Consider the following 23,422-nt stretch of genomic DNA (forward strand, 5'->3'; position numbering starts at 1 on the left):
GTCCTCCTGTGGACTGTGTTTCGTCATCCGCGATGCCGGCTGGGGCTCCGCGGACATTGTCGACTGTGCGCCACGGGCCGGATTCACATCCGACCCGTGACACTGCGGTCTTTGAGGCCGCTTCGGCCGTCAGGCCAGGTCTCACGCAGCCCGCCGGGGCGGGCCTGGGGAAGAACTACTCCCCGGTCGCCTTGGCGATGATCTCCTTCGCCACGCTGTTCGGAACCTCAGCGTAGGAGTCGAACTGCATGCTGTAGCTCGCCCGGCCCTGGGTCTTCGACCGCAGGTCGCCGACGTAGCCGAACATCTCCGACAGCGGCACCTGGGCGCGGACGACGCGAGCGCCGCTCCGCTCCTCCATGGCCTGGATCATGCCGCGGCGGGAGTTGAGGTCGCCGATGACGTCACCCATGTTCTCCTCAGGAGTGGTGACCTCCACGGCCATCATCGGCTCGAGCAGCGCCGGGTCGGCCTTGCGAGCCGCCTCCTTCAGCGCCATCGAGCCGGCGATCTTGAACGCCATCTCGGACGAGTCGACCTCGTGGTACTGACCGTCGAGCAGCGTCAGCTTCACGCCGACCAGCGGGTAGCCCGCGAGGATGCCGTACTGCATGGCGTCCTGTGCACCGGCGTCGACCGAAGGGATGAACTCCTTCGGGATGCGACCGCCGGAGACCGCGTTGACGAACTCGTACGTCGGGCCGTCGTTCGTCAGCGGCAGCGGCTCGATGCTCACGATGACGCGGGCGTACTGACCCGAACCACCGGTCTGCTTCTTGTGCGTGAACTCGACCTTCTCCACCTTGCGGCGAACGGTCTCGCGGTACGCCACCTGCGGCTTGCCGACGTTGGCCTCGACGTTGAACTCGCGGCGCATGCGGTCCACCAGGATGTCCAGGTGGAGCTCGCCCATGCCGGAGATGACCGTCTGACCGGTCTCCTCGTCGTTGCGGACGCGGAAGGTCGGGTCCTCCTCGGCCAGACGCTGGATCGCGGTGCCCAGCTTCTCCTGGTCGGACTTGGTCTTCGGCTCGATCGCCACCGAGATGACCGGCTCCGGGAACGTCATCGACTCGAGGATGACCGGGTTCGCCGGGTCGCACAGGGTGTCACCGGTGGTGGTCTGCTTCAGACCCTGGACGGCGATGATGTCGCCGGCCTGCGCTGTGGGGCGCTCCTCACGCTTGTTCGCGTGCATCTGGTAGATCTTGCCGATCCGCTCCTTGCGGTCCTTGGTGGAGTTGACCACCTGGGAACCGGAGTCGAGCGTGCCGGAGTAGACCCGGACGTACGTGAGCTTGCCGAGGTGCTTGTCGGTCTGGATCTTGAAGGCCAGACCGGAGAACGGCTCCGAGTTGGACGGCTTCCGCAGCAGCGGGGTCTCGCCGTCCGTCTTGGTGCCCTCGATGGCCGGGATGTCCAGCGGCGACGGCAGGTACTCCACCACGGCGTCGAGCATGGGCTGCACGCCCTTGTTCTTGAACGCCGAACCGGTGAGCACCGGGTTCGCCTTGCCGGCGATCGTGGCACGGCGGATGCCGGCCTTGATCTCCTCGATCGAGAGCTCCTCGCCCTCCAGATACTTCAGCATGATCTCGTCGTCGTTCTCGGCGAGCGTCTCCAGGAGCGTCGAGCGCCAGAGCTCGGCGTCGTCCTGCAGCTCGGCCGGGATCTCCTCGATCGCGTAGTCCTCACCCTTCTGGGTCTCACCGCGCCAGGTGAGAGCCTTCATGGTGATCAGGTCCACGACGCCGATGAAGTCGGACTCGTTGCCGATCGGAATCTGCAGCACCAGGGTGGTGGCGTTGAGCCGGTCCTTCATCATCTGCACGCAGCGGTAGAAGTCGGCGCCGGTGCGGTCGAGCTTGTTGACGAAGCACATACGCGGAACGTTGTACTTGTCGGCCTGCCGCCAGACGTTCTCGGTCTGGGGCTCCACGCCGGCGACGCCGTCGTAGACCGCCACCGCGCCGTCCAGGACCCGCAGCGACCGCTCGACCTCGACCGTGAAGTCGACGTGGCCGGGCGTGTCGATGATCTGGATCGTGTGGCCCTTCCACTCGCACTTCGTGGCGGCGGAGGTAATGGTGATGCCCCGCTCCTGCTCCTGCTCCATCCAGTCCATGACGGCGGCGCCCTCGTGGACCTCACCGATCTTGTACGTGATGCCGGTGTAGAACAGGATTCGCTCAGTAGTCGTGGTCTTACCAGCATCGATGTGCGCCATGATGCCGATGTTGCGTACGTTGGCGAGCGCGTCTGCGGCGGCCACTTTAATCCCTACTTCGTCTCGTCGGGTTGCTAGATCACCCGGCAGGCACCGGATGAGAGTGCGCCGGATGATCCAGCGGTGTGCCCGGCAACCGGTACGAGACCGGCGCCGGGCGGCTGATTACCAGCGGTAGTGCGCGAAGGCCTTGTTCGACTCGGCCATCTTGTGCGTGTCCTCACGCCGCTTGACCGCGGCGCCGAGGCCGTTGCTCGCGTCGAGCAGCTCGTTCTGCAGCCGCTCGATCATGGTCTTCTCACGACGCGCCTTGGAGTACGTCGTCAGCCAGCGCAGGCCCAGCGTGAGTGCGCGGGTCGGGCGGACCTCGACCGGCACCTGGTAGGTCGCGCCACCGACACGGCGGCTGCGGACCTCGAGGGTCGGCTTGACGTTGTCCATCGCGCGCTTCAGCGTGACGACCGGGTCAGTGCCGGTCTTCTCGCGGCAGCCCTCGAGAGCGCCGTACACGATGCGCTCGGCGAGCTGGCGCTTGCCGTCCGCCAGGATCTTGTTCACCAGCTGCGTGACGAGCGGCGAGTTGTAAACCGGGTCCGGCGTCAGCGGCCGACGGGGAGCGGGGCCCTTACGCGGCATGTCAGCTCTTCTCCTTCTTCGCGCCGTAACGGCTGCGCGCCTGCTTGCGGTTACGCACACCCTGGGTGTCGAGCGAACCGCGGATGATCTTGTAGCGAACGCCCGGAAGGTCCTTCACACGACCGCCACGCACGAGCACGATCGAGTGCTCCTGCAGGTTGTGACCCACACCGGGGATGTACGCGGTCACCTCGATCTGGCTGCTGAGCTTCACACGAGCGACCTTGCGCAGCGCCGAGTTGGGCTTCTTCGGGGTGGTGGTGTAGACGCGCGTGCAGACTCCGCGACGCTGGGGACTCCCCTTCAGCGCCGGCGTCTTGGTCTTACTCGTCTTCGCCTGGCGGCCCTTGCGGACCAGCTGCTGGATCGTGGGCACCGGGTACTCCGCTCCCTGTCCTATCCGGGCCTGCTTGCCTGGCCCGTTAAATTCCGTGGCGGCCGCCCTTGTGGCGACCGGACCGTCTGTCTTACCTGCCCGGCTGCGCCGGTCTTACCTGTTGCTCCGATCGGGGGGCCCGCGTTAGTAGGCCTCTCGACCCCCGCGGTCGGGCGTGTCGCCCGGCGCTACGGTCGCGCGGAGAAGACTCGCGCTGGTCTGCCATTGTCGTGGTGCGCATCGTTGAAACGGCGCACGCACAAGTTGCCCGAGCGAACCCGGGCACGAAGGGAAAGAGTACCCACCGTGAGGGCGTCGGTCAAAACCGGATGGCAAGGAGGAACTATCTCCCCACTGCATTGACTCCCAACGAATCTCCGGCTTTGGACCTTGCCTCAGGGAAAACCTGAAGCTGGCACCATCAGCGACGAACCACTCTGCAAAACAAGTGTACCCGGTCCCCAGGGACGCCATTCACTGACTCCCTACATGCCCGCGGCCTGCCGGGCAAGTACCTACGACAGGCTCAGGACCACGACGATCAGCAGGGACAGCAGCGCCACCGCGGCACCACCGCCACCGCAGGACAGACCCGCGATCGCCAGCCCGCGCCCACTGAACCGGATGGACGACGCCTCGGCCGGCCGGCGCACCTGACGCAGCGCGCCGAGACCCTGCACGGTCGCCCCCACGCCCGCGATCACGGCCAGCAACGCGAACGCACCGGCGACCAGCGCACCCCAGCCGCTCTCCGCGCCCAGCAGCCCGAAACACGCCACCGCGAACGACACCAGCAGCGCCGTGATGCCCGTGACCAGCGACCCGATCGCCAGCCCGGAGACCACGGACGGCACCTCCAGGTGCACCACCGCGAACGGCGTCTCCGGCACCGGCTCCACCCGCTCCGCGCGACCCCAGCCCTCCCGCGGCGGCGGAGGACCACCAAAACCATTCACACCCATCGGGGGGTACGGCGAGAGCGGCGGCCCGGCCGGCGCGGGCGCGGCGACCGCGGTCGCGTAGCCGTAGGCCTGCTGCGGCGCCGGATATCCCTGCTGCGGCATCGGCGCACCCGGGTAGCCCGCATACGCCCCCTGCTGCCCCTGATAACCCGGATACGCCCCTGGCTGCGCCGGGTGCCCCGGATACGCGCCCGGCTGCCCCGGATACCCCGGGTACCCTCCTGGCTGGACCTGATACGCCGCCGGCGGGCCGGGATGCCCCTGATACGCCCCGGGATACCCCGGGTACGCCGGCTGCTGCCCCGGATGTCCCTGGTAGGCCACAGGGTGCCCCGGATGCCCCGGGTACGCCTGCTGCCCCTGCGGTGCCGCGTACGGATACCCCGGGTACGGCTGACCACCGGCAGGCTGCCCCGGCGCGGGCGGATAGTCCGCCGGCCCGGCCACGTGCTGCGGCGCCGCCGGAGGCGTCCCGCCCGGTCCGTCCACAGGCGGTGTCACGCCCGGTCCGTCCACGGGCGGCTCGGACCCGGGCCGCTGCCACACGGAGTCGTAGCCCCCGCCCTGCGGCTGTTCGGTCACGCCTCTGTTCTCCTCCCACTGTCCCCGCGATCGCCGCGGGGCCACCCGTGCGTCGAGGGCGCCCGCCGAGCATGGCACAGCGGACCGCGCTCGTGTCAGTCGATGCCCGGCCCGAAGTCCTGCAGCGGCGCGGTGGCCACGTTGAAGATCGCGATGACCAGCGCCGCGACCAGCGCGCAGATCGCGAACGTGATGCCGATCCAGGCGAGCGCGGTGCCGCGGCGGATCCACAGTGCCCCGGTCAGGTAGCCGCCGGACGCATACGCCTCACGCTCCGCCTCCCGGGCCAGCATCAGCGCGATCACGCCCGGCACCAGGCCGCCGACCAGCGGGCCGGTGAACAGCGCGATCAGCCCGAGCGCGAACACGGTCGGCGCCTTGGTGGAGCGCACCGGCTCCGGGTCGAGCGGATGCCGCCCGGGGCCGACCGTCAACGGCTGAGGAAAGCTCATGGGTCCCATCATCCCTCGCGATCACCGTGCAAAACACCGAAGGCGGGGACGCGTGGTGCGTCCCCGCCTTCGGCGGTAGTTCAACTGACTAGATCAGCAGCTCAGCGGTACGACCCGAAGTCGAAGTCGTCGAGCGGCACGGCCTGCCCGCTGGCCGGCCCGAAACCGTAGTCGGTCTCCGGGTAACCGGTCATCGAGTAGACCTTGGCCTTCGCCTCCTCGGTCGGCTCGACCCGGACCGCGCGGTACTTGGAGATACCGGTACCGGCCGGGATGAGCTTACCGATGATCACGTTCTCCTTCAGGCCCACGAGCGAGTCGCTGCGCGAGTTGATCGCCGCGTCGGTGAGGACGCGGGTCGTCTCCTGGAAGGAGGCCGCCGACAGCCACGAGTCCGTGGCCAGCGACGCCTTCGTGATGCCCATGAGCTGGGGACGGCCGGCGGCCGGCTCCCCGCCCTCGGCGACCAGGCGGCGGTTCTCCGACTCGAAGAGCGCGCGGTCGACCAGCAGGCCCGGCAGGAACTCGGTGGAGCCCGAGTCGATGACGGTGACCCGCTTGAGCATCTGGCGAATGATGATCTCGATGTGCTTGTCGTGGATCAGCACACCCTGCGAGCGGTAGACCTCTTGGACCTCGGAGGTCAGGTGGACCTGGACCGCGCGCGGGCCGAGGATGCGGAGCAGCTCGTGCGGGTCGATGGTGCCCTCGGTGAGCTTCTCGCCGACCATCACGTGCTCGCCGTCCTGGCGACGGAGCTTCGACCGCTTCGAGATCTTGTCGTAGACGATCTCTTCGCTGCCGTCGTCCGGCACCACGATGATCTTGCGAACGCGCTCGCCGTCCTCGATCCGGACGCGACCGGGAGTGTCCGCGATCGGCGCCTTGCCCTTGGGCACGCGCGCCTCGAAGATCTCCTGGACACGCGGCAGACCCTGGGTGATGTCCTCACCCGCGACACCACCGGTGTGGAAGGTACGCATCGTCAGCTGCGTGCCGGGCTCACCGATGGACTGGGCCGCGATGATGCCGACGGCCTCGCCGACGTCCACGGTCTTGCCGGTCGGCAGCGAACGGCCGTAGCAGGCCGCGCAGACGCCCAGCTTCGACTCGCAGGTCAGCACGGAGCGCACCCGGACCGACTCGACGCCGGCCGCGTGCAGCTTGTCGACCATGATCGAGTTGATGTCCTCGCCGCGCGTGGCCACCACGGCGCCGTCCGGGCCGGTGATCGTGTCGGCCAGCGTACGGGCGTGCACACCGGTCTCGGCGTGCTCGTGGATGACCAGCGAGCCGTCCGGGAGCCGGTCGGAGACCTGCATCGGGATGGCGCGCTCGGTGCCGCAGTCCTCCTCGCGGATGATCACGTCCTGCGAGACGTCCACCAGACGACGGGTCAGGTAACCCGAGTCGGCGGTACGCAGGGCCGTGTCGGCGAGACCCTTGCGGGCACCGTGCGTGGAGATGAAGTACTCCAGCACGGACAGACCCTCACGGTACGAGGCCTTGATCGGGCGCGGGATGATCTCGCCCTTGGGGTTGGCCACCAGACCACGGATCGCGGCGATCTGCCGGAGCTGGAGCAGGTTACCGCGGGCACCCGAGTTGATCATGACCCAGAGCGGGTTGTCCTGCGGGAGTGCGGTGTCCATCTCCTTGGCGACCTCGTTGGTCGCCTTGGTCCAGATCTCGATCAGCTCGCCGCGGCGCTCCTCGGCGGTCATGAGACCACGCTGGTACTGCTTGTCGATCTGCGCGGCCTCCTTCTCGTACCGCTCCAGGATCGCCGGCTTGCCGGGCGGCGGGACGACGTCGCCCATACCGATGGTCACGCCGGACCAGGTCGCCCAGTGGAAACCGGACTCCTTCAGCGCGTCCAGCGTCGCCGCCAGCGTCACCTTCGGGAAGCGCTCGGCGAGGTCGTTGACGATCGCCGAGAGCTGACCCTTGCGGATCTCGTAGTTGACGTAGCGGTACCCCACCGGCAGCGTCTCGTTGAAGAGGACGCGGCCCAGCGTGGTCTCGACCAGCAGCTGCTGACCGGGCTCCCAGTCCTCCGGCGCGACCCACTTCTCGGCCTTGGCACCGTTGTCCACGCTGATCACGTCGTGCAGACGGATCCGGACCGGAGCGCCGAGCCCGAGCTCGCCGTTGTCGAAGGCCATCCGCGCCTCGGCGTCCGAGCTGAACACCCGGCCCGCACCCTTGCCCTCGGGGCGCAGGTGGGTCAGGTGGTACAGACCGATGACCATGTCCTGGGTGGGCATGGTGACCGGCTTGCCGTCGGACGGCTTGAGGATGTTGTTCGAGGACAGCATCAGGATCCGCGCCTCGGCCTGGGCCTCGGCGGACAGCGGCACGTGGACCGCCATCTGGTCACCGTCGAAGTCCGCGTTGAACGCGGTGCAGACGAGCGGGTGGATCTGGATGGCCTTGCCCTCGACCAGCCGCGGCTCGAAGGCCTGGATGCCGAGACGGTGCAGCGTCGGCGCACGGTTCAGCAGAACCGGGTGCTCCGTGATGACCTCGTCCAGCACGTCCCACACGACCGGGCGCTGACGCTCGACCATGCGCTTGGCCGACTTGATGTTCTGCGCGTGGTTCAGGTCCACCAGGCGCTTCATCACGAACGGCTTGAACAGCTCCAGCGCCATCATGCGCGGCAGGCCACACTGGTGCAGCTTGAGCTGCGGGCCCACGACGATGACGGAACGACCGGAGTAGTCCACGCGCTTGCCGAGCAGGTTCTGGCGGAACCGGCCCTGCTTGCCCTTGAGCATGTCGGACAGCGACTTCAGCGGGCGGTTACCCGGGCCGGTGACCGGCCGGCCGCGGCGGCCGTTGTCGAACAGCGCGTCGACGGCCTCCTGCAGCATCCGCTTCTCGTTGTTCACGATGATCTCGGGAGCGCCCAGGTCGATCAGGCGCTTGAGCCGGTTGTTCCGGTTGATCACGCGGCGGTACAGGTCGTTCAGGTCGGAGGTCGCGAAACGGCCACCGTCCAGCTGCACCATCGGACGCAGGTCCGGCGGAATGACCGGGACGCAGTCCAGCACCATGCCGAGCGGCGAGTTGCGGGTGTTCAGGAACGCCGCCACGACCTTGAGCCGCTTGAGCGCCCGGATCTTCCGCTGGCCCTTGCCGCTGCGGATGATCTCCCGCAGGTTCTCCGCCTCGGCGTCGAGGTCGAGACCCTCGAGGAGGGCCTTGATCGCCTCGGCGCCCATGCCGCCGGTGAAGTACTCACCGAAGCGGTCACGCAGCTCGCGGTAGAGCAGCTCGTCCGTGACCAGCTGCTTCTTGTCCAGCTTGCGGAAGGTGTCGAGCACCTCGTCCAGCCGGTCGATCTCACGCTGCGCACGGTCGCGGATCTGGCGCATCTCGCGCTCGCCGGACTCCTTGACCTTGCGGCGCACGTCGGCCTTGGCGCCCTCGGCCTCCAGCTCGGCCAGGTCCTGCTCGAGCTTGGCGGCGCGCTTCTCGATCTCCGAGTCGCGGCTGTTCTCCGACTGGCGCTTCTCCGCGAAGATCTCGTTCTCGATCGTCGAGAGGTCACGGTGACGCGCCTCGGTGTCGACGCTCGTGATCACGTACGACGCGAAGTAAATGATCTTCTCAAGGTCCTTCGGCGCCAGGTCCAGAAGGTAACCGAGCCGGCTCGGGACGCCCTTGAAGTACCAGATGTGGGTCACCGAAGCGGCCAGCTCGATGTGACCCATGCGCTCACGACGGACCTTGGACCGGGTCACCTCGACGCCGCAGCGCTCACAGATGATGCCCTTGAACCGGACCCGCTTGTACTTGCCGCAGTAGCACTCCCAGTCCCGCTGAGGACCGAAGATCTTCTCGCAGAAGAGTCCGTCCTTCTCGGGCTTCAGAGTGCGGTAGTTGATCGTCTCAGGCTTCTTGACCTCACCGTGCGACCACTGCCGGATGTCGTCGGCGGTGGCCAGCCCGATGCGGAGCTCGTCGAAGAAGTTGACGTCGAGCACGTTATATATCCCTCGTGTCGTGTCTTTAAGGCTAGTTGGGCTCCGGCCTGGGCCTCGGTTCGGCCGAGAGCGGTAGCTGAGTGGACCGGGGGCGGCGAACCGCCCCCGGTCCGGAACCTCAGACTTCCTCGACGCTGCTCGGCTCGCGCCGGGACAGGTCGATACCTAGCTCCTCCGCAGCGCGGAACACCTCGTCGTCCGTCTCACGCATCTCCAGGGCCACGCCATCGCTGGAGAGCACCTCGACGTTCAGGCACAGCGACTGCAGTTCCTTGAGAAGCACCTTGAAGGACTCCGGGATACCGGGCTCCGGGATGTTCTCGCCCTTGACGATGGCCTCGTAGACCTTCACGCGGCCGAGCACGTCGTCGGACTTGATCGTCAGCAGCTCCTGCAGGGCGTAAGCGGCCCCGTAGGCCTGCATGGCCCAGCACTCCATCTCGCCGAAACGCTGGCCACCGAACTGCGCCTTACCACCCAGCGGCTGCTGCGTGATCATCGAGTACGGGCCGGTCGAACGAGCGTGGATCTTGTCGTCGACCAGGTGGTTCAGCTTCAGGATGTAGACGTAGCCCACCGAGATGGCGTCCGGGATCGGCTCGCCGGAGCGGCCGTCGAACAGCTTCGCCTTGCCGGAGCTGCCGATCAGCTGCGTGCCGTCGCGGTTCGGCAGCGTGCTGGCGAGGAGACCGTGGATCTCGTCCTCGCGGGCACCGTCGAAGACCGGCGTCGCCACGTTCGTGTTCGGCTCGCTGACGTGCGCGTCGATCGAGCGCAGCTGGCGCTTCCACTCCGCGTCGTCGCCCTCGACCTTCCACCCGGTCTTGGCCACCCACCCGAGGTGGGTCTCCAGGACCTGGCCGATGTTCATACGCGACGGCACACCCAGCGGGTTGAGCACGATGTCGACCGGCGTGCCGTCCTCAAGGAACGGCATGTCCTCGACGGGCAGGATCTTGGAGATGACGCCCTTGTTGCCGTGCCGGCCCGCGAGCTTGTCACCGTCCTGGATCTTGCGCTTCTGGGCCACGTACACCCGGACCAGCTCGTTCACGCCCGGGGGCAGCTCGTCGCCGTCCTCACGCGAGAACGTGCGGACGCCGATGACCGTGCCGGTCTCGCCGTGCGGCACCTTCAGCGAGGTGTCCCGGACCTCCCGGGCCTTCTCACCGAAGATCGCACGGAGCAGGCGCTCCTCCGGCGTCAGCTCCGTCTCGCCCTTCGGCGTGACCTTGCCGACCAGGATGTCGCCGGGGACGACCTCGGCACCGATCCGGATGATGCCCCGCTCGTCCAGGTCCGCCAGCATTTCCTCGCTGACGTTCGGGATGTCGCGGGTGATCTCCTCCGGGCCGAGCTTGGTGTCCCGCGCGTCGACCTCGTGCTCCTCGATGTGGATCGAGGTGAGCACGTCCTGCTGCACGAGGCGCTGCGACAGGATGATCGCGTCCTCGTAGTTGTGACCCTCCCAGGTCATGAACGCGACCAGGAGGTTCCGGCCGAGGGCCATCTCGCCCTCGTCCGTGCACGGACCGTCCGCGATGACCTGGCCGGCCTCGACCCGGTCACCCTCGAACACGGTCGGCTTCTGGTTGACGCAGGAGCCGGCGTTCGAGCGACGGAACTTGTGCAGCAGGTAGGTGCGACGGTGACCGTCGTCCTGGTGGACCGTGATGTAGTCGGCGCACAGGTCCTCGACCAGACCGCCGACCTCGGCCACGACCACGTCGCCGGCGTCGACGGCGGCACGGAACTCCATGCCGGTGCCGACCAGCGGCGCCTCCGCCTTGACCAGCGGCACGGCCTGACGCTGCATGTTCGCACCCATGAGAGCGCGGTTCGCGTCGTCGTGCTCGAGGAACGGGATCATCGCGGTGGCGACCGAGGTCATCTGCCGCGGCGACACGTCCATGTAGTCGACGGCGGTGCCGATGACGTAGTCGACCTCACCGCCCTTACGACGGACGAGGACGCGCTCCTCGGCGAAGGTGCCGTCGCTGGAGAGCGGTGCGTTGGCCTGCGCCTTGACGTACCGGTCCTCCTCGTCGGCGGTCAGGTAGTCGATCTCGTCGGTGACGACGCCCTCGACAACCTTCCGGTACGGCGTCTCGATGAAGCCGAACGGGTTGACCCGCGCGAACGTGGAGAGCGCGCCGATCAGGCCGATGTTCGGGCCTTCCGGCGTCTCGATCGGGCACATCCGGCCGTAGTGGGACGGGTGCACGTCACGGACCTCGAAGCCGGCCCGCTCACGGGACAGACCACCCGGGCCCAGCGCCGAGAGGCGCCGGCGGTGGGTCAGACCCGCCAGGGGGTTGGTCTGGTCCATGAACTGGGACAGCTGCGACGTACCGAAGAACTCCTTGATCGCGGCCACCACGGGGCGGATGTTGATCAGGGTCTGCGGCGTGATCGCCTCGACGTCCTGGGTCGTCATCCGCTCGCGGACGACGCGCTCCATCCGGGACAGGCCCACGCGGACCTGGTTCTGGATAAGCTCGCCGACCGTGCGCAGACGCCGGTTGCCGAAGTGGTCGATGTCGTCGGCCTCGTAGCCGTCCTCACCCGCGTGCAGGCGGGCCAGGTATTCCACGGTGGAGACGATGTCGTCCTCGGTCAGCGTGCCCTTGATGATCGGGACGTCGATCTCGAGCTTCTTGTTGAACTTGTAACGGCCGACCTTTGCCACGTCGTACCTCTTCGGGTTGAAGAAGAGGTTGTCGAGCAGGGTCTGCGCGTTCTCCCGGGTCGGCGGCTCGCCGGGACGGAGCTTGCGGTAGATGTCGAGCAGGGCCTCGTCCTGCCCGGCGATGTGGTCCTTCTCCAGCGTCGTCATGAGCAGCTCGGACCAGCCGAACTTCTCACGGATCTGGTCGGCGGACCACCCGATCGCCTTGAGCAGGACCGTGACGGCCTGCCGGCGCTTGCGGTCGATGCGGACACCGACGGTGTCGCGCTTGTCGATGTCGAACTCCAGCCAGGCACCCCGGGACGGGATGACCTTGACGCTGGTGAGGTCGCGGTCGGACGTCTTGTCCGGCTGCTTGTCGAAGTAGACGCCGGGCGAACGGACCAGCTGGCTGACCACGACGCGCTCGGTGCCGTTGATGATGAACGTGCCCTTGGGGGTCATCATCGGGAAGTCACCCATGAACACCGTCTGGCTCTTGATCTCGCCAGTGGTGTTGTTGGTGAACTCCGCGGTCACGAACAGCGGGGCACAGTACGTGAGGTCCTTCTCCTTGCACTCCTCGATCGAGGCCTTGACCTCGTCGAAGCGCGGGGCGGAGAAGGAAAGGGACATGGTGCCGGAGAAGTCCTCGATGGGACTGATCTCGTCGAGAATCTCCGCAAGGCCCGAACGGGCGTTCGGGTCGTCAGCCGATCGGTTCTGCCAAGCGTCGTTGCCGACAAGCCAGTCAAAGGACTCGTTCTGGATTGCCAGGAGGTTCGGGACCTCAAGATGCTCGGTGATCCTGCCGAAAGAGATTCGGCGGGGCGCGAATGCGCTCGACGTACGACTGGTCTTCGCAGGGCGGGAAGCTGCCAAGATGCGTCCTTCCGAGGACCGGTGCTGCAAAACGGCCGTTATGCGCGCACCCCAACTGACCCCGCAATGGTGGAATGACCGGTCTGAGCATTCCAGGGCAGGGCTGTAGTGAGAAGGCAGCGCAAACTAGCAGTGTAGCCGCACGGCTAACCGCTGTCCAGTCCCCCACCACAGGTCGCTGCGGAACGCGCCCGGCACACCTGAACGGTGCTCGCCAGGCCGCTCGGAACGCGGCTGAACTCTGTCGGTTGATCCCCGGTGTTACCCGGGTCGGGGCCGTCGCAAGCGCGGAAGGTCTTGCTGCCGTTTAGCGTGCCTGCCCCCACAGCTCACGTCAAGAGTTGCGAGGCGGGTCGGAGCCCTGCGATCGGTCTCAGGTGTCCAAAACAGGCCCCAAAAGCCGTAATTCGGTCAATCAGCCCAGCAGATCGCACGCTTTGGTGATCACCTGACACGGTCCGCAATCGGACGATGCCGGACGGCATTCCCCCGGCGGCGGTACGGCCGAGCTGGAACGCCACCCCGGCGGAGCCTCGGAGACCCGGGCGGAAGCGCCGGACGAGCCCCACGGAGGCGTGACACCCGCCACAGGCCCCGGCATACAAGAAGGCGGGCGCCTCGACCGAGACGCCCGCCTTCTGGAAAAGCAGGAGATTACTTGAGGGAGACCTTGGCGCCTTCGCCCTCGAGCTTGGTCTTCGCCTTCTCGGCGGTCTCCTTGTTGACCTTCTCCAGGATGGCCTTCGGCGCCGCCTCGACGACGTCCTTGGCCTCCTTCAGGCCCAGGCCGGTCAGCTCACGCACGACCTTGATGACCTGGATCTTCTTGCCACCGTCAGCCTCGAGGACGACGTCGAACTCGTCCTGCTCCTCGACGGCCTCGGCGGCGGCGGCCGGGCCGGCCGGGCCGGCGATCGCAACCGGGGCGGCCGCGGTCACGTCGAACGTGGTCTCGAACTCCTTCACGAACTCAGAGAGCTCGATCAGGGTCATCTCCTTGAACGCGTCAAGCAGCTCGGCGGTGCTGAGCTTCGCCATGTTGGCGGTCCTTCCTTCTACTTCTGCAACACGCGAGCGTGCCCGCGGGTCAGGTCTGGGTGGGTATTACGAGCGCAGAGGGCCTCAGGCGGCCTCCGCGCCCTCCTTCTCACGCTTCTCCTGCAGCGCGGCCGCCGTGCGGGCGACCTTCGACAGCGGCGCCTGGAAGAGCGCAGCGGCCTTGCTGAGGTTGGCCTTCATGCCGCCGGCCAGCTTGGCCAGCAGCACCTCACGGGACTCGAGGTCGGCGAGCTTGTTGACCTCGGCGGCCGAGATGGCCTTGCCCTCGAAAACGCCGCCCTTGATGACGAGCGCGGGGTTGGCCTTCGCGAACTCACGAAGGCTCTTCGCCGCCTCGACGGGGTCGCCGGTAACGAAGGCGAGCGCGGTAGGACCGGTGAACAGCGTGTCGAGGCCCGAAATGCCCGCGTCCGTCGCAGCACGCTTCGCGAGCGTGTTCTTCGCGACCGCGTAGGTGGTCTCCCGACCCAGCGAGCGCCGCAGCTTGGTCAGCTGTGCGACCGTCAGGCCCCGGTACTCGGTGAGCACGGTGGCGCCCGAGCTCCGGAAGTGCTCGGTGAGCTCGGCGACGGCAGTGGCCTTGTCAGCCCGAACCGGCTTGTCCGCCATGTCCCTCCTCTCTCGATGCTTGCGGCTGGTCCGGCCCGCACAACGAGAAAGCCCCGGCGCAGGTAAGCGCACGGGGCTCGGACGCAACCTCGGGAGGTCACGGCGGAAGCGACGTTCAACGCTCGCCCTACGCGGGATGCCCGTCTAACGGGACCTTCGGCTGTGCCTTGGAGGGCACGGCAACCAGCGGTCTATGGGTGAAACTCAGCCCAGAGTAACGGTTTGAAGCGACATCGCCAAATCGCGCACGGACCAGATAAATTGCCGCCGTGCCCGCAAAGACTCCCACCGAACGCCCGGTCGCCGCCGACAAGGCCGACGTGCCGACGGCCGAGACGTCGCAGACCGACACGGCCTCGAAGAAACCGTCGTCCTGGCTGCCCGCGCTCCGCACCGGCGTCGCGGTCTGGGCCTCGTCGTACCTGGCCTGGGCCGTCGTCACGCTCTTCACCCAGTTCGGCCGACCGCCCGGCAAGCCGGTCGGGGTCGTCGACCTGCTGCGCACCAGCTGGTGGCAGTACGACGCGAAGATCTTCACCCGGATCGCGCAGGACGGCTACGCCACCAACCCGGTCGACCCCGCGTTCTTCCCGCTCTACCCGATGCTGGTCCGCGCGGCCGACCTGGTCCTGCCACTGGGGCCGAAGTTCACGCCGGTGTTCGTCTCCGCGGCCACGATGCTGCTGATGTACGTGCTGCTCTACCGCCTCACGGAGGTGGAGTTCGGCCGCGCGGTGGCGATCCGGACCAGTTGGGCGCTCGCGGCCTGGCCGGTCGCGTTCTTCCTCGGCATCGGCTACAACGCCTCGCTGTTCATCGCGCTGATGATCGGCGCGATCTACGCCATGCGCCGCGGCAACTGGTGGGTGGCCGGCGCGCTCGGCGGGCTCGCCTCCGCGACCCGCTCGGTCGGCGTGCTGCTGGCGATCGCGTTCGCCTACGAGTACCTGCGCCAGAACGGCTTCAAGTGGCGCTGGAACGTGCTGGCGGTCGGTCTGGTGCCGTCCGGCCTGGTCGCCTACATGGGCTACCTCTGGTGGAAGCTCGGCGACCCGCTGCTGTTCATGAGCGCGCAGGCGCCGTGGGGCCGCGAGCTGAGCCCGCCGTGGACCGGCTTCATCAAGGTCGCGAAGGTGCTGGCCACGCAGAACCTGGCGGAGAACAGCACGCTGCACAACCTGCTCGACCTGGTGTCCGTGATCGCCATGATCGTGCTGCTGACGCTCTGCTTCGTCGGCCCCTGGAAGATGCGCCGCGACCAGTGGGTGATGCCGCTGCTCGGCGTCGCGCTGCTGCTGTTCACGATCTCGTTCCCGGCCGGCGCGCACCGCAACCAGGCGCTGATGTCCGCGCCGCGGTTCGCGCTGGAGATCTTCCCGGCCTTCATGCTGCTCGGCCACCTGAAGCAGCTGCCGGTCCAGATCTACGCGGTGGTCGCGCTGATGCTCCAGGGCGTGCTGCTGGCCCACATGTCCGGCGGCGGCTGGGTCGGTTAAGACCGGAGCCGCCCAGGAGCCCGTCCCCGCCGGGGGCGGGCTTCTCTGCTTCAGGCGAGAGCACCGCCGGACCCGGCACCGCGGCTGAGCGGCCAGAGGGAGCACGGAGGAGCGCCACAGGGCTTCCGGGAAGCGCCACGGGGTCTTGGAGGGTGCCGGCCCCATTGGCCGGCGCCGGTTTTCGCGCTGAGGTGACCACCCACGGATCCCCAGGCCGCGGGAGCGCGCGGACGGTGACCACGCCGGAAGCGGGACATCTGCTTTGCGGGTTTCGCTCTGGGTATGAAAAACGCCCCCGGCCGCGTGGGCCGGGGGCGTTCGGAGCGTGCGAGTTACTCGGCGGCCGCGTCCAGGTTCTTCACCACGTTCGGGTCGACCGGGATGCCCGGACCCATGGTGGTGGTGAAGGTGACCTTCTTGAGGAACTTGCCCTTCGCGGCGGACGGCTTGCCCCGGAGGACCTCGTCCAGCGCCGCGGCGTAGTTCTCCACCAGCTGGGCCTCGGTGAAGGAGGCCTTGCCGATGATCAGGTGGAGGTTCGAGTGCTTGTCCACCCTGAAGGTGATCTTGCCGCCCTTGATCTCCGAGACCGCCTTGGTGACGTCCATGGTCACGGTGCCGGTCTTCGGGTTCGGCATCAGGCCGCGCGGGCCCAGGATCCGCGCGATGCGGCCGATCTTCGCCATCTGGTCGGGCGTCGCGATAGCGGCGTCGAAGTCCAGCCAACCACCCTGGATGCGCGCGACGAGCTCGTCGCTGCCCACGGCGTCGGCGCCGGCGGCCTCGGCCTCCTCGGCCTTCGGGCCGGTCGCGAAGACGATGACGCGGACCGTCTTGCCGGTGCCGTGCGGGAGGTTGACCGTGCCGCGGACCATCTGGTCCGCCTTGCGCGGGTCGACGCCGAGGCGCATCGCGACCTCGACGGTGGGGTCGAACTTCGTGGCGGTCGTCGACTTCGCGAGCTTGACCGCCTCGGCCGGCGTGTAGAGCTTCGACTGGTCGATCTGCTCTGCGGCCTTCTTGTATGCCTTGCTCAGTGCCATGTCCGGCGTACTCCTGTGGTTGTTGGCGGGTCACACCGTGGTGGTGCGCCCTCCCACGAATCGGGCCTGCTTAACGAGGGTGGAACGTCAGTCCTTGACCGTGATGCCCATCGAACGGGCGGTGCCCGCGATGATCTTCGCGGCCTGCTCGACGTCGTTCGCGTTCAGGTCGGACATCTTCTTCTCGGCGATCTCGAGCAGCTGCGCGCGGCTGACCGAACCGACCTTGGTCGCCTGCGGGACGCCCGAACCCTTCGGGACACCGGCGGCCTTGAGCAGCAGGCGCGCGGCCGGCGGCGTCTTGAGGATGAAGGTGAACGACCGGTCCTCGTACACGCTGATCTCGGCCGGGACGATGTCGCCACGGCTCGACTCGGTCTGCGCGTTGTAGGCCTTGACGAACTCCATGATGTTCACACCGTGCTGACCCAGCGCGGGGCCGACCGGCGGCGCCGGGGTGGCCTGGCCCGCCGGCAGCTGCAGCGTGAACGTCTTGACCAGCTTCTTCTTGGGAGGCATGTCTCTTCCTGGGCTTCGAATTGCGGCTCTGCTTCGTGATTTCGGCGCATCTGCCGCCGGGAATGCGCCGCTGCCGCCTCGCCTAAGGCGGCGCACCGATCCGCGGACACGCCGAAGCGCGCCCGCAGGCCGACGTTCAAGACTAGCGCAGACCGCTCCGCGCCAGTGCGGGGAGGCTAGATCTTCGAGACCTGGTTGAAGTTGAGCTCGACCGGCGTCTCACGACCGAAGATCGAAACCAGCACCTTGAGCTTCTGCTGGTCGGCGTTGATCTCACTGATCGTCGCGGGCAGCGAGGCGAACGCACCGTCGGTGACGGTGACGGAGTCGCCCTCCTCGAAGTCGAGGACCCGGATCTCGACCTTGGCCTTCTTCTCTTCCTTCTCCACCGCCGGGACGAGCCACTTCAGCACCTCGTCGAGGGAGAGCGGCGCGGGGCGGTCGACCCGGTCGGTCGCGCCGACGAAGCCGGTCACGCCCGGCGTGTTCCGGACACAGGAGTAGGACTCCGGCGAGAGGTCCATGCGGACCAGGATGTAGCCGGGGAAGACCTTGGCACTGATCTGCTGGCGCTTGCCGTTCTTGACCTCGACCTCCTCGCGGACCGGGACCTCCACCTGGTAGATGAAGTCCTCCATGTCCAGCGAGGTGATGCGGGTCTCGAGGTTCGTCTTGACCTTGTTCTCGTAGCCGGCGTACGAGTGCACGACGTACCAGTCGCCGGGCGCGTAACGCAGTTTCTGGCGCAGCTCGGCAACCGGGTCGTACTCTTCGTCGTCCTCGGCCGGGGCGGCCGCGACCGGCGCGGACTCGTCCTCCGGCTCGCTGGCGGCCTCGGCCGACTCGTCGTTGGCCGTGGCAACCGACGACTGCTCGTCGACGCCGTCGGCGGTCTCGTCGTACTCAGGCACGCTTGCTCACTTCCATAAACAATCGAACTGGCTCCGGCATCGGCCGGCGCAGGGCCAGGATCAGCCGAAGATGGCCAGGACGCCCTTGGCGAAGCCGAAGTCCAGCAGCGCCACGACCGTCATCATGACCGCGACGAACACGATCACGACCGCGGTGTACGTCAGCAGCTCGTTCCGCGTCGGCCAGATGACCTTACGAAGCTCGGCCACCACCTCGCGGAAGAAACGGCCGATGCGCGCGAACGGACCGCGACCCGGCTTCTTCTCCTTGGCGGGACTGTCGGCCGCCTCGGCCTTGGCCTTGGACAGCGTGGCGGTGCCGCCACGCGAGACCGGCTCATCCGCGACGTCATCGTCCTCAGCGTCGACGGTGTCCTCGAACGTCTCGTCGTTCAGGTTGTCGTCAGCGGGGTCCTCGCCGCGTCGCTTGCGCTCGGCCACTTCGCCCTCTTCCATCGCGGGGTCGTTGGTCAGACGTGAACGTGTGAACGTCGACGCCCTTTCACGCCCGCCGCCCGACGGTCCGGGTGCTGGCGGCGTACCGGCTACCACCGCGGCCGTCCCTCGGCGAATCTGCCGCAAACACCACCAGCGGGGCTGCCGCCGTCGAACGGCGCAACCCCCCGGGCCGGTTAGGCCTTAGGCGCAGGGGTGACAGGACTTGAACCTGCAGCCTGCGGTTTTGGAGACCGCTGCTCTGCCAATTGAGCTACACCCCTCGGAGGGAGTCGTTTCCTGTGCGTGAAGCGCCTGCACAGGGCGTTACTACCCCACGGCGCACCAGTGTACGGGTAGCCAGCGGACTTTCCCAACCGGCCACCCCCATAACTCGTCAGGGTCGCTTGATAATGGCCTTGGCCTGCGCCAACACCTTCACACCGAGGCAGGTCGCGGTGAGGTCGAGCCGGACCAGGGCCGGGTCGTCCGTGTCCTTGGCGACGGCGGAGACCTCGATCTCCGTCCCCTCCTCGGTGTCCGGGACCTCGACCGGGCGGGTGAAGCGGACGCCGTACTCCACCACCGCGTCCGGCCGGCCCGCCCATGTGGTGACCGCGCGGCCGACCAGCGCCATCGTGAACATGCCGTGCGCGATCACGCCCGGGAGGCCGACCTTGACCGCGGTGCTCTCGCTCCAGTGGATCGGGTTGAAGTCGCCGGAGGCGCCCGCGTAGCGGACCAGGTCCGCCCGGGTCACCCGGTAACGCTGCACCGGAAGCTCCATGGCGCTCATCCCTCCTCGCCGCGGACCACGTACATCGTCCAGACCTTCACGACGGGCTCGCCCGCGCTGGTGCCGATCTCGCTGCGGATCGTCAGGAAGTCGTTCCCGACCCGCGCGTTGATGCTCTCGATCGTGCTCACGCACACCAGCTCGTCGCCGGCGACCACGGGACGGGTGTAGACGAACTTCTGGTCGCCGTGCACCACCCGGCTGTAGTCGACGCCGAGCGCCGGGTCCCCGACGATCTGGGCGCTGTCCGCCATGCTCAGCGCGATCGGGAAGGTCGGCGGCGCGATCACGTCCGCGTGGCCGAGCGCCCGCGCGGCCTCCGGATCGTGGCTGGCCGCGTCCGTGGCACCGATCGCCCTCGCGAACTCACGAATCTTCTCGCGCCCCACCTGGTAGGGCGCGCTGGGCGGGTAACTGCGTCCCGCAAACGACTGGTCCAACCCCATGGGGGCACACCCTACAGAGACGCACGAAAGGCGCCCCCGGAGTGTCCGGGAGGCGCCTTTCGGGAAGCTGTGACCGCGGTCAGCGGGTCTCGCGGTGGAGCGTGTGCTTGCCGTCCCGGGGGCAGAACTTCTTGAACTCGATGCGGTCCGGGTCGTTACGACGGTTCTTACGCGTGATGTAGTTGCGCTCCTTGCACTCCACACACGCCAAGGTGATCTTGGGACGGACGTCGGTCGCCTTAGCCACGGCGGGGTGCCTTCCTCGAAACGCGGGGTGAAATCCCTACGACCTGAATACTACGACGTACCAGCGTAGGAGACTGACCACGCGGTACGCAAAGTGGGGGTCATGTTCGTGGTGCAACCCCCGGTGCCGGGGATCAGGACCCCGGACGAAAAGTAGCGGTGGCCGGACTTGAACCGGCGACACAGCGATTATGAGCCGCTTGCTCTGCCATCTGAGCTACACCGCCGCGAGTCAGGCCGCGCGCCCTGCATCGGCAGGGTGGCGCCTGAAGGGTCGGTTGTCACTCCGACCGAAGAGCCCCCTTACGGAATCGAACCGTAGACCTTCTCCTTACCATGGAGACGCTCTGCCGACTGAGCTAAGGGGGCCTTGCTCATCTTGCTTAAGATCGCTTCTTGCGATCCCTCGCTCGACGTGCAGGCATAAGCGTACACGGCCCCTTTCCCCAGGCGAAATCGGATACCCCCTGGCGGGTCGCGTGTCGTGTCGGCGCTGCTCACGGCACGGCGCGGAGCCTCCGGAACTCGCCCGAGGCGGTCGCCTCCACCTCGGTCTGGGCCCAGTACCAGGTCTCCAGCCGCTCGTACGGCAACGGCCGGCTGAACAGGAAACCCTGCCCGATCTCGCACCCCATGTCGGTGAGCAGATCCAGCGTGAGCTCGCTCTCCACGCCCTCGGCCACCGCGGTCAGTCCGAACTGGCGGGCCAGCATCACGGCGGAGCGCACCACCGCCAGGTCGCCCGGGTCCGTCGCCATTCCCTGCACGAACCGGCGGTCCACCTTCAGCTCCACGATGGGCAGCCGCTGCAGGTACGCGAAGGACGACGCGCCCACGCCGAAGTCGTCCATCGAGATCCGCACGCCGAGGTCCCGCAGCCGGCGCAGCACCGGCAGCGGCCGTTCGTTCTCCGTCACCAGCGCGGGCTGAGCGACCTCCAGCGTGAGCCGGTCCGCCGCCACGCCGTAGTGCTCCAGCAGCTGCCTCACCTGGGTGGGGAAGGCCGGCTCGTCGAGCAGGCGGGCGGAGACGTTCACCGCGATGGAGAGCGGGTCCTCCCGGTCCGGCCAGTCCCGGCAGCGCTGCAGTCCGGCCCGGAGCACGGCCTCGGTGAGCGCGCCGATCTGCCCCGTGTTCTCCGCCACGGCCACGAAGTCCTCGGGCGTGACGGAGCCGAGCACCGGATGGTCCCACCGGGCCAGGCACTCCACACCGATCAGGCGCCGATCGGCCAGTGTGACCTTGGGCTGGAAGTAGACCTCGATCTCGCCCCGCTCCAGCGCCTGCCGGAGGTCGTCCGCGAGCCCGAGCCGCCGGGTCACCCTGGACTCCAGGCCCTGGTGGAACAGCTGCACGCCGGACGGGGAGACCCGGTCCGCCGCCGCGGCCGCGAGCCGGGCGCGGCGCAACAGCCGGTCCGCCTTCTCCTCATGGGTGAAGACGCCGCGGCTGTCCTCCGGGTGCACCGCGATGCCCACGGCCACGTCCAGCACCGGCGTCAGGTTGTCGAGGACTATCGGGCCGCGGATGGCGTCGCGCATCGAGGTGGCCAGCCGGACCGCCTCTTCCGCGGTCGGCAGCCGCAGCGTGACCACGAACTCGTCACCGCCGGCGCGGCCGACCAGCGCGGCGGGCGGCGCGGCGGCGCGCAGCCGGTCGGCCACCTCGACCAGCAGCCGGTCGCCCGCGCTGTGGCCGAGCGACTCGTTCACCTCGTGCAGGTGGTCGACGTCGAAGAGCAGGACCGCGATCACCTCGTCCGGCGGGTTGACCGTGACCGACTCCGCGATCGCCTCGGAGAGCCGTCGCCGGTTCGGCAGTTTGGTCATGCCGTCGTGGTACGCATCGTGGCGCAGCCGGTCGACCAGCCGCGAATTCTCCACCGCGACCGCGGCGTGCGCGGCCACGGCCTCCAGCAGCGCGACCGCGGCCGCGTCGAAGTGGGCGTGCCGGTTACGCTCGCCGGCCACCTCCAGCGTGCCGATCGGCACCGAGCCGGAGAAGAGCGGCACCACCATCGCCTCGCGCGGGCCCTGCGGCGGGAGCAGCTCGCGCAACTCCGGGCCGCCGGACCGGCCGGTGACCAGCACGCTCTGACCGGTCTCCAGCGCGCGGCGGCGCAGCACCTCCGGCGTGATGACCATGTCGATCAGGCCGCGCTCGCCGTGCCGCGCGCTGAGCAGCACCTCCAGATGCCGGGGCGTGGCCGGCAGCCAGAGCGTGGCCCACTGCGCGTGGCTGAGCGCCAGCACGCGCTGGAGCAGCACGTCCGGCAGGGCGCGGTCCTGGACCGTGCCCTTGAGGTCCCGCACCAGGTCGTAGAGTTCCGCGAGCTTGCGGTGCTGCTCGGTGAACTGTGAATAGGACCGGTACGCCAGCGTGAGGCAGAGCACCAGCGCGCCGATGATCGTCAGGCCCCACGCCGTCTGCTCGACGATCAGCAGGATCGCCAGGCCGAGCATGATGTTGACGATCGCCAGGAAGAAGCCGGGCACCGCGGTCTGCACCAGCGTGCGGGTCGAGACGTTCCCCTCGACCAGGATCAGCACCATGACCACCGCGATCAGGCTGACCACGACCGCGCCCATCACGGCGACGATCAGCACGAGCCAGGTGCGGGGGCCGACGTCGCCCCGCAGGCCGCCCAGCGCGCGCATGAGCGCGTAGGCGAACGCGGCCTGCGCGACCGCGACCGCGACGTTGAACCAGAGGCGGGCCGGCATCTCGCGCCGGTAGAGACCCACCACGATGCGTTCGCCCGCGCGCAACGCGACCAGGACGAGCGGTGAGACGTAGAAGAGCGCGAGCAGCAGGACGACGTCGGTGAGCGTGACGTTGAAGCCCTGACGGCGCGAGGTGAACCACAGCGTGGTCGAGTCGGCGAGGAAGTAGAGCGCCAGGAACGCCGGGGCCAGGTAGAGGCTGCTCGCCGAAATCTCTTGATCGATCTGTGCGACGATCGTGAGAATCACGGCGAGCGCCGCTAGGGGGCCGGTGACGTACCAGGCTCGCTGCGGAGAGGGCTTCCCAGCGGTCAACGACCGCAGCACGGCGCCCTCCCTTGCGGGCTGGTTACATCACAGAG

18 protein-coding genes and 3 tRNA genes are annotated in these 23,422 nt (G+C 68.0%); 1 reads left to right on the forward strand and 20 read right to left on the reverse strand.

Annotated elements, in window-relative coordinates:
• Positions 1-175: 175 nt before the first annotated feature.
• The 9 genes from fusA to rplJ form a co-directional block, all read right to left on the reverse strand.
• Complete coding sequence (gene fusA, locus OP04_RS28035; protein ID WP_033342864.1) at positions 176-2,272, reverse strand: elongation factor G; 2,097 nt, start codon at positions 2,270-2,272, stop codon at positions 176-178.
• Between the two features lie 120 nt (positions 2,273-2,392).
• The gene (gene rpsG / locus OP04_RS28040) at positions 2,393-2,863 is read right to left on the reverse strand and encodes a 30S ribosomal protein S7 (protein WP_033342865.1); all 471 of its coding nucleotides are present in this window, start codon (positions 2,861-2,863) and stop codon (positions 2,393-2,395) included.
• Position 2,864: 1 nt separating this feature from the next.
• Positions 2,865-3,239 carry a 30S ribosomal protein S12 gene (gene rpsL, locus OP04_RS28045; protein WP_033342866.1) on the reverse strand — a complete coding sequence of 125 codons (375 nt, stop codon included), beginning with the start codon at positions 3,237-3,239 and terminating at the stop codon, positions 2,865-2,867.
• Between the two features lie 515 nt (positions 3,240-3,754).
• Positions 3,755-4,783: a phage holin family protein gene (locus tag OP04_RS55845; protein ID WP_232323763.1), complete on the reverse strand. Its 1,029-nt coding sequence runs from the start codon at positions 4,781-4,783 to the stop codon at positions 3,755-3,757.
• A 95-nt stretch (positions 4,784-4,878) separates the two neighbouring features.
• Entirely contained in the window at positions 4,879-5,244 is a 366-nt protein-coding gene (locus OP04_RS28055) for a hypothetical protein (protein ID WP_033342867.1), read from the reverse strand.
• Between the two features lie 92 nt (positions 5,245-5,336).
• Entirely contained in the window at positions 5,337-9,227 is a 3,891-nt protein-coding gene (locus tag OP04_RS28060) for a DNA-directed RNA polymerase subunit beta' (RefSeq protein WP_033342868.1), read from the reverse strand.
• Between the two features lie 118 nt (positions 9,228-9,345).
• Positions 9,346-12,777, reverse strand: a complete 3,432-nt coding sequence (rpoB, locus tag OP04_RS28065; RefSeq protein ID WP_033342869.1) for a DNA-directed RNA polymerase subunit beta — start codon at positions 12,775-12,777, stop codon at positions 9,346-9,348.
• Between the two features lie 654 nt (positions 12,778-13,431).
• Positions 13,432-13,815 carry a 50S ribosomal protein L7/L12 gene (rplL, locus tag OP04_RS28070; protein WP_033342870.1) on the reverse strand — a complete coding sequence of 128 codons (384 nt, stop codon included), beginning with the start codon at positions 13,813-13,815 and terminating at the stop codon, positions 13,432-13,434.
• A gap of 84 nt (positions 13,816-13,899) precedes the next feature.
• On the reverse strand, positions 13,900-14,445 hold the full coding sequence (gene rplJ / locus OP04_RS28075) for a 50S ribosomal protein L10 (RefSeq protein WP_033342871.1): 546 nt from the start codon (positions 14,443-14,445) through the stop codon (positions 13,900-13,902).
• 269 nt (positions 14,446-14,714) lie between these two features.
• On the opposite strand from rplJ, the gene OP04_RS28080 reads away from it, so the two are divergent.
• Positions 14,715-15,941, forward strand: coding sequence for a mannosyltransferase family protein (locus tag OP04_RS28080; RefSeq protein ID WP_033342872.1), 1,227 nt, complete (start codon positions 14,715-14,717; stop codon positions 15,939-15,941).
• Between the two features lie 332 nt (positions 15,942-16,273).
• On the opposite strand, the gene rplA is transcribed toward OP04_RS28080, so the two are convergent.
• From rplA to OP04_RS28135, 11 genes are all read right to left on the reverse strand, one after another.
• Complete coding sequence (gene rplA / locus OP04_RS28085; RefSeq protein WP_033342873.1) at positions 16,274-16,984, reverse strand: 50S ribosomal protein L1; 711 nt, start codon at positions 16,982-16,984, stop codon at positions 16,274-16,276.
• An 87-nt stretch (positions 16,985-17,071) separates the two neighbouring features.
• Positions 17,072-17,503: a 50S ribosomal protein L11 gene (rplK, locus tag OP04_RS28090; protein WP_033342874.1), complete on the reverse strand. Its 432-nt coding sequence runs from the start codon at positions 17,501-17,503 to the stop codon at positions 17,072-17,074.
• A gap of 176 nt (positions 17,504-17,679) precedes the next feature.
• Positions 17,680-18,414 (reverse strand): transcription termination/antitermination protein NusG, encoded by a 735-nt coding sequence (gene nusG, locus OP04_RS28095; RefSeq protein WP_033342875.1) that lies wholly within the window; start codon positions 18,412-18,414, stop codon positions 17,680-17,682.
• Between the two features lie 60 nt (positions 18,415-18,474).
• Complete coding sequence (gene secE / locus OP04_RS28100; RefSeq protein ID WP_033342876.1) at positions 18,475-18,855, reverse strand: preprotein translocase subunit SecE; 381 nt, start codon at positions 18,853-18,855, stop codon at positions 18,475-18,477.
• A gap of 205 nt (positions 18,856-19,060) precedes the next feature.
• Positions 19,061-19,133, reverse strand: a tRNA-Trp gene (locus tag OP04_RS28105).
• Positions 19,134-19,246: 113 nt separating this feature from the next.
• Positions 19,247-19,636, reverse strand: coding sequence for a MaoC family dehydratase (locus OP04_RS28110; RefSeq protein WP_033342877.1), 390 nt, complete (start codon positions 19,634-19,636; stop codon positions 19,247-19,249).
• 5 nt (positions 19,637-19,641) lie between these two features.
• Positions 19,642-20,091, reverse strand: a complete 450-nt coding sequence (locus OP04_RS28115) for a MaoC family dehydratase N-terminal domain-containing protein (RefSeq protein WP_033342878.1) — start codon at positions 20,089-20,091, stop codon at positions 19,642-19,644.
• Positions 20,092-20,170: 79 nt separating this feature from the next.
• On the reverse strand, positions 20,171-20,338 hold the full coding sequence (gene rpmG / locus OP04_RS28120) for a 50S ribosomal protein L33 (protein WP_033342879.1): 168 nt from the start codon (positions 20,336-20,338) through the stop codon (positions 20,171-20,173).
• A gap of 153 nt (positions 20,339-20,491) precedes the next feature.
• Positions 20,492-20,564, reverse strand: a tRNA-Met gene (locus OP04_RS28125).
• A 69-nt stretch (positions 20,565-20,633) separates the two neighbouring features.
• A tRNA-Thr gene (locus OP04_RS28130) sits at positions 20,634-20,706 on the reverse strand.
• A 128-nt stretch (positions 20,707-20,834) separates the two neighbouring features.
• A complete protein-coding gene (locus tag OP04_RS28135; protein WP_232323764.1) occupies positions 20,835-23,387 on the reverse strand; it encodes a putative bifunctional diguanylate cyclase/phosphodiesterase in 2,553 nt (850 codons plus the stop codon).
• Positions 23,388-23,422 lie beyond the last annotated feature (35 nt).

The sequence above is a fragment of the Catenuloplanes japonicus genome (genome assembly GCF_000717135.1).
Classification (GTDB): domain Bacteria; phylum Actinomycetota; class Actinomycetes; order Mycobacteriales; family Micromonosporaceae; genus Catenuloplanes; species Catenuloplanes japonicus.